The sequence below is a fragment of the Microbacterium sp. CCNWLW41 genome, from assembly GCF_037083505.1.
In genome coordinates, this window is record NZ_JBAOJP010000001.1 from 1,149,041 (window position 1) to 1,163,451 (window position 14,411).

General features: G+C 73.1%; 13 protein-coding genes. 4 read left to right on the forward strand and 9 right to left on the reverse strand.

Annotated elements, in window-relative coordinates; all coding sequences use genetic code 11:
• Positions 1-2 precede the first annotated feature (2 nt).
• Entirely contained in the window at positions 3-2,174 is a 2,172-nt protein-coding gene (locus tag V6R91_RS05060) for a beta-galactosidase (protein WP_336394491.1), read from the forward strand.
• Between the two features lie 25 nt (positions 2,175-2,199).
• On the opposite strand, the gene V6R91_RS05065 is transcribed toward V6R91_RS05060, so the two are convergent.
• Complete coding sequence (locus tag V6R91_RS05065) at positions 2,200-3,069, reverse strand: helix-turn-helix transcriptional regulator (RefSeq protein ID WP_336394492.1); 870 nt, start codon at positions 3,067-3,069, stop codon at positions 2,200-2,202.
• On the opposite strand from V6R91_RS05065, the gene V6R91_RS05070 reads away from it, so the two are divergent.
• Genes V6R91_RS05070 through V6R91_RS05080 form a run of 3 tightly spaced genes read left to right on the forward strand, consistent with a single transcriptional unit; the run spans position 3,068 to position 5,648 of the window.
• Positions 3,068-3,340, forward strand: coding sequence for a ferredoxin (locus V6R91_RS05070; protein ID WP_336394493.1), 273 nt, complete (start codon positions 3,068-3,070; stop codon positions 3,338-3,340). The genes V6R91_RS05065 and V6R91_RS05070 overlap by 2 nt on opposite strands.
• The gene (locus V6R91_RS05075; protein ID WP_336394494.1) at positions 3,337-4,467 is read left to right on the forward strand and encodes an NAD(P)/FAD-dependent oxidoreductase; all 1,131 of its coding nucleotides are present in this window, start codon (positions 3,337-3,339) and stop codon (positions 4,465-4,467) included. The genes V6R91_RS05070 and V6R91_RS05075 overlap by 4 nt, the downstream gene beginning before the upstream one ends.
• Complete coding sequence (locus V6R91_RS05080; RefSeq protein WP_336394495.1) at positions 4,464-5,648, forward strand: cytochrome P450; 1,185 nt, start codon at positions 4,464-4,466, stop codon at positions 5,646-5,648. Before V6R91_RS05075 ends, V6R91_RS05080 begins: the two co-directional genes overlap by 4 nt.
• Before the next feature lie 57 nt (positions 5,649-5,705).
• Here the strand turns inward: V6R91_RS05080 and V6R91_RS05085 are convergent, their stop codons facing one another.
• The 8 genes from V6R91_RS05085 to V6R91_RS05120 are packed head-to-tail and all read right to left on the reverse strand — an operon-like array spanning position 5,706 to position 14,381.
• Complete coding sequence (locus V6R91_RS05085; protein ID WP_336394496.1) at positions 5,706-7,523, reverse strand: hypothetical protein; 1,818 nt, start codon at positions 7,521-7,523, stop codon at positions 5,706-5,708.
• A 35-nt stretch (positions 7,524-7,558) separates the two neighbouring features.
• Positions 7,559-8,314 (reverse strand): SDR family NAD(P)-dependent oxidoreductase, encoded by a 756-nt coding sequence (locus tag V6R91_RS05090; RefSeq protein ID WP_336394497.1) that lies wholly within the window; start codon positions 8,312-8,314, stop codon positions 7,559-7,561.
• Between the two features lies 1 nt (position 8,315).
• Positions 8,316-9,194 (reverse strand): phosphogluconate dehydrogenase C-terminal domain-containing protein, encoded by an 879-nt coding sequence (locus V6R91_RS05095; RefSeq protein ID WP_336394498.1) that lies wholly within the window; start codon positions 9,192-9,194, stop codon positions 8,316-8,318.
• The gene (locus V6R91_RS05100; protein ID WP_336394499.1) at positions 9,191-9,985 is read right to left on the reverse strand and encodes a sugar phosphate isomerase/epimerase family protein; all 795 of its coding nucleotides are present in this window, start codon (positions 9,983-9,985) and stop codon (positions 9,191-9,193) included. The genes V6R91_RS05095 and V6R91_RS05100 overlap by 4 nt, the downstream gene beginning before the upstream one ends.
• On the reverse strand, positions 9,982-10,764 hold the full coding sequence (locus V6R91_RS05105; protein ID WP_336394500.1) for a triose-phosphate isomerase family protein: 783 nt from the start codon (positions 10,762-10,764) through the stop codon (positions 9,982-9,984). Before V6R91_RS05105 ends, V6R91_RS05100 begins: the two co-directional genes overlap by 4 nt.
• A complete protein-coding gene (locus V6R91_RS05110) occupies positions 10,764-11,234 on the reverse strand; it encodes a ribose-5-phosphate isomerase (RefSeq protein ID WP_336394501.1) in 471 nt (156 codons plus the stop codon). The genes V6R91_RS05105 and V6R91_RS05110 overlap by 1 nt, the downstream gene beginning before the upstream one ends.
• Complete coding sequence (locus tag V6R91_RS05115; protein WP_336394502.1) at positions 11,227-12,972, reverse strand: dihydroxyacetone kinase family protein; 1,746 nt, start codon at positions 12,970-12,972, stop codon at positions 11,227-11,229. Before V6R91_RS05115 ends, V6R91_RS05110 begins: the two co-directional genes overlap by 8 nt.
• A complete protein-coding gene (locus V6R91_RS05120) occupies positions 12,969-14,381 on the reverse strand; it encodes an MFS transporter (RefSeq protein WP_336394503.1) in 1,413 nt (470 codons plus the stop codon). Before V6R91_RS05120 ends, V6R91_RS05115 begins: the two co-directional genes overlap by 4 nt.
• Between the last annotated feature and the right edge of the window lie 30 nt (positions 14,382-14,411).

Here is a 14,411-nt window from a genome sequence, read left to right on the forward strand (position 1 = left end):
GCGTGGTCGCGGCATCCGATCGCCTGAAAGCCTGGCGCGGCGGCCCGCGCCTGGGGACGGCGTACTACAACGAGTACCTGCCCGACCCGTCGCGGCTCGAGACCGACCTTCGGCTGATGACGGATGCCGGGATCACCTGCATCCGCGTCGGAGAGTCGGTGTGGTCGACGTGGGAGCCGCGCGACGGGGAGTTCGACCTCGAGTGGCTGACGCCCGTGCTCGACGCGGCGCACGCGCACGGGATCGACGTCATCCTCGGCACCCCCACCTACGCCGTGCCGCCGTGGCTCGCGCGCGCACACCCCGAGCTCGCGGTGGTGCGCAAGGACGGCGGCTCCGTGCCGTGGGGCGGCCGGCAGGAGGTGGATTACACGTCCGAGCTGTTCCGCGGCTACGCGGAGCGCGTCATCCGCGCCGTGATCGGCAGGCACGGCCGGCACCCGGCGGTCATCGGTGTGCAGCTCGACAACGAGGCGGGCCTCCATCTGATCCACAACGACCAGGTCGTCGGGCGCTTCCGCGACTGGGTCGCCGAGCGCTACGGCGATGTCGGGACGCTCAACCACGCGTGGGGGCTGACGTACTGGTCGCATCGCATCGCCGAGTGGGACGAGCTGTGGGCTCCGTCGGGCAACACCACCCCCGCCTACGACCTCGCCTGGCGGCGCTTCCAGGCCGAGCTCACCGCCGACTTCATCGGCTGGCAGGCGGACCTCGTCCGCCCGCTCGTAGGCGACGACACGTTCCTCACCACCTGCATCGCCTACCAGCGTCCGGCGATGGACGACGTCGCCGTCGGCGCGCGGCTGGACATCGCCAGCGGCAACGCGTACTACCTCGCGCAGGACGCGATGGACCTGGAGCGTGACGGCGCGGGCGGTCAGTGGTACGCCGACGACGTGCCGCAGCTCGTGCTCATGGCCGACCGCATGCGGGCGTCCCGCCAGGGTCCGTTCCTCGTCACCGAGACGGGCGCTGCCTCTATCGGCCCCGCGTGGCTCACCCGTCCGCCGTACGACGGGCAGCTCGCCCAGGCGGCGTGGCTGCTCGTCGCCCGCGGCGCACGGCTCGTGTCGTACTGGCACTGGCACACGCTGCACTCCGGCGCCGAGGTGCACTGGGGCGGCATCCTCGGCCACGACCTCGAACCAGGGCGGATCCACGCCGAGATCGCCGCGATCGGCCGGCAGTTCGGGGCGGCGGCGCCCTGGCTGGCGGATGCCGAACCCGACGCCGACGTCGGCCTGGTGTACGCGCACGACAGCGAGTGGATGATGACGTTCGAGCCGCCGCTCGCGCACGGCGCCGATGCAGACCGGGGATCGTACGCGCGCATCGTGGGCGCGTTCGGACGCGCGGCGGTCGATGCCGGGCTGCAGGTGGGGTTCGTCAACGACCGGCAGCTGCCCGACCCGGCGGAGCTCGTGCGGCGGTACCCGGTGCTCGTCGTCGCGGGCCTGGTCGCGGCATCCGATCCGACGCTCGAGACGCTCGTCGAGTACGCCCGCCTCGGCGGCCGGCTGGTGATCGGCCCCCGCACCGGGTACGGCGACGACGAAGGCCGCATGCGACCCGTGCGGGCGCCCGCGATCGTCGGGCCGGCGGCCGGGGTCGGCTACCGGGAGTTCGCGGCGCTCGCCGAGCCGATCGAGGTGCAGCGCGACGGCGTGGTGGTCGGCACCGCGCACGGGTGGGTCGACGGGCTCGAGCCCGACGGCGCCGACGTCGTCCTCGCGTACCGGCATCCGCTGTTCGGCCGATGGGCCGCCGTCACGCGCCACGAGGTCGGTGCGGGCGCGATCACGGTCGTCGGCACGCTGCTCGACCGGGCGACGCTGGCGGACGTGATGACGGATGCCGTCGCCCGCGGCTCCGCGGGCGACGCGGCGCCCGGTCGGCCGGAGCTCGCGGGCGATGCGGGCACCGCGATCCTCGCCGCGCGGCCGGCGTCGGTCACCGCGCACTCGCTCACGGGTGCGCGGGGTCGCGTGTGGGTGGTGCACAACTGGTCGCCTCACGCCCGCACGGTGCGGGTCGCGGCGGACGCGGCATCCGTCCTCGACGACGTCCTGCACCCGGCGGGCACCGAGGTCGACCTCGCGCCGTGGGACGTGCGGGTCTGGCGCGAGGCGCCCTCCGTCGCGGCGAGCCCGCCGTCCCCGTCCGCCGCGTGAATCGGTTGAACGCAGGGACGTGGGGTCAGGGGGTGCGCCGGTAGTCGCGGGGCGAGACGCCGCGCAGGCGCTTGAACGTGCGGCCGAAGTGGGAGAGGTCGCGGAAGCCCGCGGTGGCGCCGATGTCGGCGATGCTGCGGTCGGTCGTGCGCAGCAGGGTGGCCGCGTAGCCGATCCGCAGGCGTGCGACGTACTCGGAGATGGTCTCCCCGGTCGACGCCGCGAAGGCGCGCGAGAGATAGGTCCGCTCCAGGTGGACCCGTGCCGCCAGGTCGGCGAGGCTCTGGCTCTCGGTGAACGAGCGATCGAGGTGCGCACGCACCTCCTCGACGGCGACGTCCGTGCGGCGGCGGGAGCTGCGGGCGGGGAGGAAGCCGTGGTCCGTGATCGCCCGCGCGCACTCGACCAGCAGCGCCCGCCGCAGGGCGGCGACGGTGTCGCCCGTCCCCGGGCCCGGATGGAGGGTCTCGCGTTCCAGCAGCTCGAGCAGTGCGCGCGTCGGGGCGACGTCGTCGATCGCGACCTGGGGGAGCCGCACCCGGGGCGCGTCGCCGAGCGGCAGGAGGGCGGCCAGCGCGCGGTCCAGCGGCGGCGCGAGCGGCTGGACCGGATGCGCGTCGACGTCGAGGTAGACGTTCACGACCTCGAGCGCATCGCCGTCGGTGATGAGACCGTGACGCTCGCCGGTACGCGTGACCGCGAACGACGGGCCCGTGATGGCGTACTCGGTCTCGTCCAGGACGTGCCGACCGGTGCCGCGCAGCACGAAGGTGAGCAGGACCACGTCCACCCCGTGCAGATCGAGCGTGGGGCTGATGAAGTCCGTGAACCTCTCGGCCGCGACGCCGTGCTGTTCGAGCGTCGCGTGGCGTCCGCGGACGCGGGCGTCAGGCATGACCGTCAACATCCTCCGACATGTCGTCAACATACACGTGGAATACGACGCAGAATCGGCGGATATTGCTCTTATGACGATCTTCGCCGACACCACCGCCTGTGTGGGTGCAGGCCAGTGCGCGCTCGTGGCGGGCACGCTCTTCGATCAGGACGATGACGGGATCGTCGTCGTGCTCGACCCCGACCCGACCGCGGACGACGACGTCGCCGCGGCGCTGCGCGCGGCGTCCCTCTGCCCCGCGCGGGCGATCCGCGTGACGGACCGATGACGCATGTGCTGATCGTCGGCGCCTCGCTCGCGGGGTTGACGACCGCCGAGAGCCTGCGTGCCGAGGGGTTCGACGGGCGCATCACGCTCCTCGGCGCCGAACGCCACGCGCCGTACGGCCGGCCGGCGCTGTCGAAGCAGGTCCTCTCCGGAGAGTGGGATGCCTCACCCCTTCGCGGCCGCGCCGAGCTGGCGGGGCTCGACGCGACCTTGAGCCTCGGCCGCGCCGCCACGGGGCTGGACCCGCGGCGACGCGAGGTCGCGGTCGGTCGCGAACGGGTCGGGTACGACGAGCTGGTGATCGCCACCGGCGCGGCGGCGCGGCATCCGTTTCCCGGGTCGCAGACGCTGCGGACGATCGAGGACGCGCACCATCTGCGCGAGCGGCTCGTGCGCGGCGACCGGATCGCCATCGTCGGGGCGGGCGTGCTCGGCTGCGAGCTGGCCGCCGCGGCGCGCACCGCGGGGTGTGCGGTGACCCTGATCGCCCGCGGCGAGGGGGTCTCGCTGGGCGCCCTCGGCCCGCGCCTGTCGGCGCGCATCGCCGGTCTGCTGTGCGAGAACGGGGTCGAGCTGCGCACGCGTGCGCACGTCGTCGCCGTGGATGGCGCCGGAGTGCACCTCGCCGACGGCACGATCGCCGGCGCGTCGACGGTCGTGAGCTCCGTCGGCTGCGCGCCGTCGGTCGAATGGCTGCGCGGCTCCGGACTCGAGGTCGCCGACGGGGTGGTCTGCGATGCGAACGGCCGCGCGGCCGACGGCATCCACGCGGTCGGGGACGTCGCGGCCTGGACCGATCCGGCGGACGGGCGTCCCCGGCGCACGGAGCACCAGCAGACGGCGATCCTGCAGGCGCAGGCGGTGGCCCGTCGTATCGCGACGGGTGAGGCATCCCCGCCCATCGAGCCGTTCTTCTGGACGACGCTGTTCGGCACGCGGATCCTCGTCCACGGCCGGGTGCGGCCCGACGCCGAGCTGCGCGTGATCGCGGGCGACGCCGACGGCGACCGCTTCGTGGTCGCCGCGCGGCGTCAGGGGCGCATCGAGGCGCTCGTCGGATGGAACATGGCGCGCGAGTTCCGGATCGCCCGCGCCGACCTGCTCCGCGCCGAAGGGAGTCTCGTATGACCGGATGCCCCTACCCCGAGCGTGTCCTGCCCACCGACGGCACGCCTCTCGAGCCCTCGCCGGCGCTGGCGATGTGGCGCGGCGAAGCGCCCGCGACGCCGCTGCGCTATCCCGACGGGCCGGACGGACTCATCGTGACCCGGCATGCGCTCGCGCGCGACGTGCTGGCGGACCCACGGTTCACCGTCGCGGTCCACCGCTTTCCTGGGCCCCAGGAGGGGACGGACCGCGACGACCTCGACGAGTCCGGGCGCGCCGCGCTCGCCGCCTCCAACCTGCTCGCGCTCGACGGCGAGCAGCACCTCCGCATGCGGAGGGCGATCCTGTCGCAGTTCTCGATGCGCGCCGTCCGGGCCCGCGAGGAGGCGGTGGCCGGGATCGTGGCCTCGCAGCTCGCCGACTTCCTCGCCCGGGAGCAGCCCGCCGACCTCTTCGCCGACTACGCGACGCCGATCTCGATGCGCACGCACTGCCTGGTGCTGGGCGTGCCCGACGCGTTGACGCCGCGGTTCGGCGAGCTGTTCGTGACCGGCACGTCGACGACGCAGGAGAAGTTCGACTACATCCGCGACGTCCTCGCCGCGAGGGAGGGCGCGCCGGGCGACGACGTCATCACCCACCTGCTGCAGGGCGAATGGACGCGCGCCGAGGTCGAGGGCATCCTGCTCGTGCTGATGACCTCCGGCCGTGATTCGGTGGCGTACCTCATCTCCACGGCGATGGTGGCGCTGCTCACGCACCCCGACCAGCTCGCCGTCCTGCGGGACGATCCTTCGACGCTGCCGGGCGCGATCGAGGAGTTCATGCGGGTCGGGGCGATGTTCGTCACGCTGTTCCCTCGCACCGCGCGGGAGGACGTCGAGCTGCACGGCGTCGTCATCCCCGCCGGCACCACCGTGTCCGTCTCGCCCGTGGCCGCGAACCACGACGAGCGGCAGTACGACGATCCCAACAGGTTCGACGTCACCCGCGACGCCTTCGGCCATCTCGGCTTCGGTCACGGACCGCATGGCTGCGTCGGCCAGCAGCTCGCGCGCCTCGAGATCCGCGAGGCCGTCGGACAGCTGCTCGCCGCGGCCCCCGGCATCCGTCTGGTGCACGCCGAGCAGCTCTCACCGCTGCCGTTCGCGCACCCCGTCGCGACGTACGAGGCCGGCGCCGTCGAGGTGGACTGGCGCTGACCCTCGTCGTGAACAGTAGTGAACGGGGGCCGGGGGCGGGCGGTGGGGCCGGCGGGGTCAGAGCGTGAGGAACGACGTGGGAGGGACGTCGGCGGTGCGGGTCGCGCCGTCGGGGAGAGTCACCTCGACCCGTCGCGGACGATCGTCGAGGTTGGCGACGAGGACGGTGACGCCGTCGCGGCCCGCCGCGCCGCCCGCCTCCGCGCCGTCGGCGCCGGTGCGGGCGCCGAGGGCCCAGACGAGGCCGTCGGGGGAGTCGCCGCGCAGCCCGGGCGTCCCCGCCAGTGCGGCGAGCGCCGAGACCGCGGCGAACGCGGGGAGCGCGGTGCCGTCGGCCGTGCGGACGCCGCGCGGCCCCCACTCCTCGAAGTACGCGAGCGTCGCCACGCCAGGGACGGCGAGGGCGGCGGCGCTGGCCACCGTCCACGCGGCGAGCTCCGGGGCGGACTGCCGCGGGTCCGCCGCGTCGATCAGCGCCGAGCCGTAGCCGTCGCGCAGGTCGTCGTGCTCGGGTGTCGGCGGGGGCGTCGTGGCGACGTCGTTGAAGTGCGGGCGCAGCGAGATCGGCCCGATGTGCACCGGCGGTCCGCCCGCCAGCTCGACGGCCTGGGTCGCCACGAGCCGCTGCATCGGCACGGACTCCACCAGCTGGGCCGTGCTCAGGCTGTGGAAGAGCGGGGTGCTGCTGAACACGACGCCGTCCAGCCGCCTCGGCAGGCGGTGGTGCTCGCGATTGAGCTCGGTGAAGTGCGAGCGGACGCCGCCGACGATCGGCGCATCCACGCCGGCCTCGGTGAGGGCGTGCCGCAGCAGCCCGATCGCCTCGAGGTCCGAGACGTGCCGGGCGGGCCCGGTGGGCCAGAACGCGGTGACACGTGCCACCGGCAGGTCGTGCAGCGCGAAGACGGCCTCGTCGATGCTGGTCGGGTCGTCCTCGGCGAGCACGAACCGCACATCGAGGGGGAGAGCGGATGCCGCGGCCCGGCCGAGCGCGGCCTGCCAGGTTCGGGTGGCGAGGTCGAGCTCCACCAGCACCGCGGCGGGCCACGCGCCGGCCCCCGGCGAGCCGTCCGGCCCGGACGGCGCGGCGTCGGGCGACACCGCAAGCCCGGACGGCGCCGGGTCGGGCGCCGTGGCGGCGGACACCGCGATGGCGGGCATCGCCGGGCCGTCCTCCAGGCGGATGCGGGCGACCTCGTCACCGGCTCCGGCGGTGGGCGTCCCCGACACCGAGACGTCGACGGTCTGGACGATCCGCTCGCCGGCGGCCAGTTCGTAGGGGAAGGGGAGCGCGAGCGGACGGCTGTACGTCTTGTACGAGGCATCCGTCCAGTTGCGCTGATCCTCCATCTCGAACACGTCGCCGGTGAATCGCAGGTCGACGTCGAGGCCCTCGTGCGACCACGCCAGCCCCGCGATGTCGAACGCCGGCTGGTGCGGGCTGATGGCGACGGGGTAGCGGGAGTGCTCCACCGTCCCCCCGGAGTGGCGCACCTCGAGCGCGGCGCCGGCCAGCCCCGGTGGGTGCAGCACCACCAGTCCGGTGCGGTTCGTGGCGAAGGCGGTAGCCGACTCCAGGTCCGTCAGCAGCCGCAGCCTGCCCGGTCCGCGGATCTCGGCCCGCACGATGCCGCGCAGGTCGGACCCGAGCCCCTCCGAGTGCACGTGCAGCGTGAGGGCGATGCCGGACTCGTCGACGCGGTCGACGACGAGCCCCGCGGTGTCCCAGTTGCGGTCCCGGACGACCGCGCGCACCGACCGCAGCACCACGACGCCGTCGCAGGCGATGTCGGCGAACTCGTCGTCGCGCAGCTCCAGCGACCACCGGCCGCTCCGCCATGACCGTGCCGGCTCACCCTTCCACACATCTGCCATGCGCCCCATCTTCGTCGCGATCCCGCTTCCGCGGGTCAGATCGTGGTCATCCCGCCGTCGACGGAGAAGAGCGCACCCGTGGCGAACGCGCCGTCGTCGCTCGCGAGGTACACCATGATGCCCGCGACGTCGTCGGGCGTGCCGGCCCGGCCGAGCGGGATGCGGCCGATGATCGCCGCCCGCGACGCGGGGTCCTCGCTGATGGCGGCGACCAGCGGCGTCTCGGTGTACGCCGGCTGCACCGTGTTCACGCGGATGCCGCGGTCGGCGTACGCGGCGGCGACCGTGCGGCCGAGACCGTGGATGCCCGCCTTCGACGCGCTGTAGGCGGTGAAGTCCTTGCCCTCGCCGTTCACGCCGGTGGGGCTCCCGGTCAGGATGATCGACCCGCCGCCGCGCGGCAGCATCGAGCGCACCGCGTGCTTGACCGTCAGGAACGTCCCGGTCAGGTTGATGTCGATCGTGCGGCGCCACACGTCCAGGTCGAGCTCGGCCGCCTGCGCGTCCTGCCCGAACAGCTGCACGCCGGCGTTGGCCACGACGACGTCGGGCGCCCAGCCGGCCGCCTCGACCTCGGCGAACGCCGCGGCGACGGCATCCTCGTCCGAGATGTCCATCGTGACCGCCCGGGCGTGCTCGCCGATCTCGGCGGCCGCGGCCGCGGCCCCGTCGCCGTTGCGATCGGCGAGGACGACCCGCGCGCCCTCACGGGCGAACCGGGTCGCGACGGCGAGGCCGATGCCGAGCGCCGCGCCGGTGATCAGTGCGGTCTTGCCTTCGAGCTGCCCCACGTCAGCGCTCGATGTGGTCGAGGTGGAGCATGCGCGCGAGGTTCTTGTCGAGCTCGTCGTCGCGGAAGATCTTCTTCCAGTCCTCCTTGATGATCGACTCGCGGCCGTAGTCCATGGCGATGAGGCAGGCGTCCGAGAACGGGTTGTCGCCGCGCAGGCCGTTGGCGAGGGCCACCTGGGTGTGGCCGTACAGGATGCTGCGGGCGGCGGCCTCGGGAACCCCCATGGTGTTGATCGCCTCGTCGAGGGCCTCGTTGAGGAGCGAGCCGATCATGCAGGCGACGGTCTCGACGAGGGTGGGCTCGAGCTGCGCGAGCTGCTTGACGGTGACGAAGTGGACGTCGATGACGGGGGCGTAGATCGCGCGCACGGTGGCCTCGACGATCTCCTTGTGCGCGGGGTCGTCGCTCTCGACGGCGGCGATCGCATCCTGCGGGGCGGCGATGCCGCCGAACGTGTCGGCCCATTCCTCCTTGGTGGTGCGCTCGAGGAACACCGACGGGTGGCAGGGGTGCGCGACGGCCTGGACGACGTCGTCGCGGGTGGTGAGAAGGCCCGCGTACGCGGCGGCGGGGTCGAGCGTCAGCACGATCGCGCCGGACTTCAGCTGCGGCACGAGGTCGGCGGTGACTGGGCCCAGGGCGAGGTCCGGCACGGCCAGCACGACGATGTCGGCGTCGGCGACGGCGGTGGCGGCATCCGTCAACTCCCGTCCGGCGTCCAGCGTGCGCTGGCGACCGGCGGGCGAGTTCTCGACGTACCAGACGGTGTGGTCGGTCTTGACGAGGTTGTTGGACACGCGCATGCCCATCTTCCCGCCGGCTCCGACGACGGCGATCTTGTAGGTGGCGGTGCTGGTGTTCGCAGCGGTCGTGCTCATGACGTGCTCCTCAGGTGTTCGATGGTTCGGCGGGTCCATTCCCGCTCGATCCGGATGGTGGTCTCGGCGTCCGTCTGCCAGGACAGCCAGTGCTCGACGATCTCGTTGACGCCGCGCTCTCGCGGGCGGACGGTCTCGAGCAGGTGGGGGTAGTCGTGCAGCCCCTCGCCCATGGGCGCGCCGCCGTAGGTGAAGCCGACCCAGCCGGGCTGGCGGGCGAACGCGAAGTCCTTCACGTGCACGTTCTTGACGTGCGCCGCCGTCCGCTCGACGCAGTCGCGCGGCAGCTCGAGGCGCGCGACGACGTTGGCCGGGTCGAGGCAGATCCCGAGCCGTTCGCTGCCGATGCCGGCGACGAGACCCACCAGGTCGGCGGTCGAGACCTGCTCGTACGTCTCGAGGGCGAGATCGACGGCGGATGCCTCGTACGCCGGCAGTGCCGCACGCAGCCACTCCTCGGCCTGGGGCAGGGTCGGGCGGGTGTCGGGCGAGTAGAGCATGCTGCGTACGAGGCGGGCGTCGAAGACGCCGGCGAGGTCGAGGAAGCGGGCGAGCCGGTCGGGCTCGATGCCCTTCGTGCCGAGCTCGATCGCGATGCCGAGGTCGCGGGCGGCGGCTGCGGCATCCGTCAGCTCCGCGTCGTCCATCTGCTCCAGCGGCGCGTAGTCGCAGATCTGGAACAGGCCGACGCCGAGCTGTCTGGTCGCCTCGAACGCGCCGACGAGCGACAGCGGGCGGGGCACCCGGTCGGAGTGCTGCCAGAAGAACGCGTACGTGCCCAGCCCGATCACGCGTCGCCCTCCGACCGCGACCGCGAGGCGGCGAGGGCGGATGCCTCGTCGAGCACCGCGACGAGCGCGTCGGGGTCATGCGCGAAGCGGCCGAGGAACAGGCCGTCGACGCTGCCCGCGAGGCGGGTGAGCAGGCCGGGACCGGCGGAGCCGCCGTAGATGACGACGCTGCCCGCCCGGGCGGGATCGGCGTCGAGCGCGCCGCGGAGGGCGCGGGTGACGGTGGCGATGTGCTCGTCGGGCGCTGGCTCCGCAGCCCCGATCGCCCACACCGGCTCGTAGGCCACGATGACGGGTCCGGCGGGCACGTCCTCGAGGTTCGCGGCGAGCTGTTCGACGTTCGCGAGCGCGGCGGCGGGGCTGCCCAGGCGCTCGGCCTCTCCGATGCACAGCACCGGGGTGATGCCGTGGCTGAGCGCGGCGGCGGCCTTGGCGGCCGTGACGGTGTCGGTCTCGTCGAACAGCCGGCGCCGTTCGGCGTGACCGATCTCGGCGACGGCCACGCCGACCTCGGCGAGCTCGGCGGCGGTCACCTCGCCGGTGTAGGGGCCGGACGGGAACTCCGAGACGTCCTGTGCGCCCACCAGCACCGGGGTGTCGGAGAACGCGGCGAGGGCGGCGGGGATCTGCACGTAGGTCGGGATGACGAAGAACCGCACGTCGCCCGCGGCCACGGCGGGGTGGGCGGCCGCGCGCTGCGCCACGTCGGCGAACCACGCGCGCGCCCGCTCGTGCCCGAAGTACGTCTTCAGGCTCACCCCGACCGTGACCTGCGGCATCAGCAGGAGCCCGTGGTCTCGAACCGATCGATGACGGCCACCTTGTCGGCCGAGGCCGACGTGGTGTCGAAGCGGTAGGTCAGCCATTCGCGCACCAGGCGGCGGGCGAGCTCGATGCCGACGACCCGCTGGCCCATGGTGAGCACCTGCGCGTTGTTGGACAGCACGCCCCGCTCGACCGAGTACGAGTCGTGGGCGGTGACGGCCCGGATGCCCGGCACCTTGTTCGCGGCGATCGCGACGCCCAGGCCCGTGCCGCAGATCAGCAGCGCGCGGTCGGCGTCGCCGTTCGCGACCTGCTGGGCGGCCTCGATGGCGACCGTCGGGTAGGGCGTGTGCCCGTCGGCGTCCACGCCCACATCGGTCACCAGGGCGACGCCGGGGTTGTCCTCGAGGTCCTTCTTGAGGATCTCCTTGTAGTCGTAACCGGCGTCGTCGCAGCCGATCACGATGCGCAGGGGCTCAGCCATTGGCGTTCTCCTTCACTGAGTTCTGGTCCGCGAGCATTTCGCCCACGGCGGTCACGATGAGCGCGAGCGAGATCGCGCCCGGGTCGGGGGTTCCCACGCTGTTCTGGCCGTGCGTGCGAGCGCGGCCCATGCGGGGGAGGAGGTCCGCCGTCGCCTGCGCGGCGCGGGTCGCGGCATCCGCTGCCGTCCGCCACGCGTCGGTCAGGGAGGCGCCGGCGTCGACGGCCTGGCTCAGCGTCGAGCTGAAGGGCACGAGCGCGTCGACGAGCGTCTTGTCGCCGACCTCGGCCTTGCCGTAGTCGGTGACCCCGCGCGAGCCGGCGGCCACACCGGCGGCGATCGCGGCGGGGTCAGGCCGGCCCTGGTCGCCGAGCGCCCGGGCGACCGCGTTGAGGATGAGGCCCCACAGCGCGCCGGAGGTGCCTCCGGCCCGATCGGACCATGCGTCGGCGGCGTGGGCGAGGGTCGTCTGCGCGCCGGCGCCGGCCTCGACCGCGGCGGTCGCTGCAGCAAGCGCGGCGTGCGAGCCGCGCTGCATGCCGATGCCGTGGTCGCCGTCGCCGGCGATCGCGTCGAGGCGGCCGAGCTCGTCGACGTGCGCGTCGACGGTCTGGGCGATGGTGCGCACCGCGGCCAGCACCGTCCGGGCGACGGCGCGCGACGGCTCGTCGGCGTCGGGGATCTCGGCGGCGTCGGCCGCGGCATCCGTCACCGCTGCCCGCTCCTGCGGGGCGACGGAGCCGCGACGGTACGCGGGCGTGTCCACCGCGGTCTCCCACAGCTGCGCCAGCTCGTCGTCCAGCCAGAACAGGGTCAGCGACGTGCCCGCCATGTCGAAGCTCGTGCAGTACTCGCCGACGTGCGGGTCGACCAGCTCCAGGCCGGCACCCTCGAGCAGCTGGGCGACGCGCCGGTAGACGACGAACATCTCCTCGTACTTCAGCGACCCCAGGCCGTTGAGGATCGGCACCACGCGGGCGCCGTCGACCTCGACGCCGTCGGGCACCTCGGCCAGCAGCTTCTCGACCAGGAGCTCTGCCAGGCCGTCGGCGGTGGGGATGTCGGTCTCGTCGATGCCCGGCTCGCCGTGGATGCCCAGGCCGACCGCCATCCGCCCCTCCGGGACGGTGAACAGCGGCTGCTCGGCGCCGGGCAGCGTGCAGCCGGTGAACGCGACGCCGAACGAGCGCGTGCGCTCATTGGCCAGCCGGGCCAGCCGCGTCACCTCGGCGAGGTCCGCGCCCGCCTCGGCCGCCGCCGCCGCGATGCGGAACACGGTCAGGTCGCCCGCGATGCCGCGCCTCTTGTGCTTCTCGTCGGGCGTCGCGCTGAAGATGTCGTCGGTGACGGTGACCGTCTCGCATGCGATGCCCTCCGAGCGCAGCCGCTCCTGGGCGGCGTCGAAGTTCAGCACGTCTCCGGCGTAGTTGCCGTAGCTGAAGAGCACGCCGCCGCCGGCCTCGGCGGCCTTGGCCACCGCGTACACCTGCTGCGTCGAGGGCGAGGCGAACAGGTTGCCCATCGCCGCGCCATGCGCGAGCCCCGGACCGACGAGCCCCCCGAACGCGGGGTAGTGGCCCGAGCCGCCGCCGACGACGACCGCGACCTGGCCGGCCGGCGACGTCGTGCTGCGCACCACTCCGCCGGGCACGCGGCGCACGTGGCGGCCGTTGGCCGCGACGAAGCCGTCGATCATCTCGTCGGCGAAGTCCGCCGGCTCGTTCCACAGACGCGTCATCGCACGTCGCCCTTCGCGGTCCCGGCGACGCCGACGGTGTCGGCGCCGGAGACGGTGTCGTCCTCGTCGTCCACCGTGGCCGGGGTGATGCGGTTGCTGCGGGAGAGCAGCACCATGAGCACGGCCGACACGAGCATGACGAAGCCCACGATGAACATCGGGACCTCGTAGCCGCCGGTCCAGTCGCGCACGGCACCGGTGACGAACGGCGCCGAGAAGCCGGCCAGGTTGCCGATCGTGTTGATGAGGGCGACGCCGGCAGCGGCCGCGGCGCCGGTGAGGAAGCGCGTCGGCAGGGTCCAGAAGTTGGGGAGGGCGGCGAAGATCGCGCACGCGGTGACGGTGATGACCGCGATCGTGGCAGCGGGCGAGCCGGCGAACAGGGCGAGCGGGATGCTGACCGCACCGGCGATCGCGGGACCGGCGATGTGCCAGGTCTTCAGGCCGCGCCGCGAGGCGTCCCGCGACCAGAAGTACATGACGATCGCGGCCGGCAGGTACGGGATGGCGGTGATGAGGCCCTTCTGGAGCGTGTCGAAGGTCTGGCCGGTCTGCGCCTGGAAGCCCTCGATGATCGTGGGCAGGAAGAAGGCCAGCGCGTACAGGCCGTAGATGAACCCGAAGTAGATGAACGACAGCACCCACACGCGACCGCTCTTGAAGGCGAAGCGCGCCGACACGTGGCCGTGCTCCTTCTTCTGGGTCGCGGCCTTCTCGCGGTCGAGTGCGTCGGTGAGCCAGACCTGCTCCTCACGGGTCAGCCACTTCGCGTCGGCCGGCTTGTCCTTGAGGTAGAACCACGCGATGACGCCGACCACGATCGCCGGGATCGCAACGCCGAAGAACATGAAGCGCCAGCCCTCGAGCCCGAAGAAGACCTCGTGCTGCTGGATGAGCCAGCCGGCGAGCGGGGCGCCGATCACCGTGGTCAGCGGCTGGGCCAGGTAGAAGAGCATGAGGACGCGGCCGCGGTACTGCGCGGGCACCCACAGGCTGAGGAAGAGGATAGCGCCCGGGAAGAATCCCGCCTCGGCGACACCCAGCAGGAACCGCAGCACCACGAGCTGCTCGAAGTTCTGCACCCACGTGAACAGCAGCGCGACGATGCCCCAGCTCACCATGATGCGCGAGAGCCAGCGGCGGGCGCCGAACCTGTGCAGCGCCAGGTTCGAGGGCACCTCGAGCAGGATGTAGCCGATGAAGAAGACGCCCGACGCGAAGCCGAACTGCGCGGCGCTGAGCGCGAGGTCCTCGTTCATGCCGTTGGGGGCGGCGAAGCCGATGGCGGTGCGGTCGAGGTAGTTGATGAAGAACATCAGCGCCACGAACGGCACGAGGCGCATCGACACCTTGCGGATGGCTGACCGCGCCACCGGTGGCGCGCCGGTGGTGGTCTGGTTCTGGTCCACAGTGACTCCTGCTATCGACGATGATCGAGG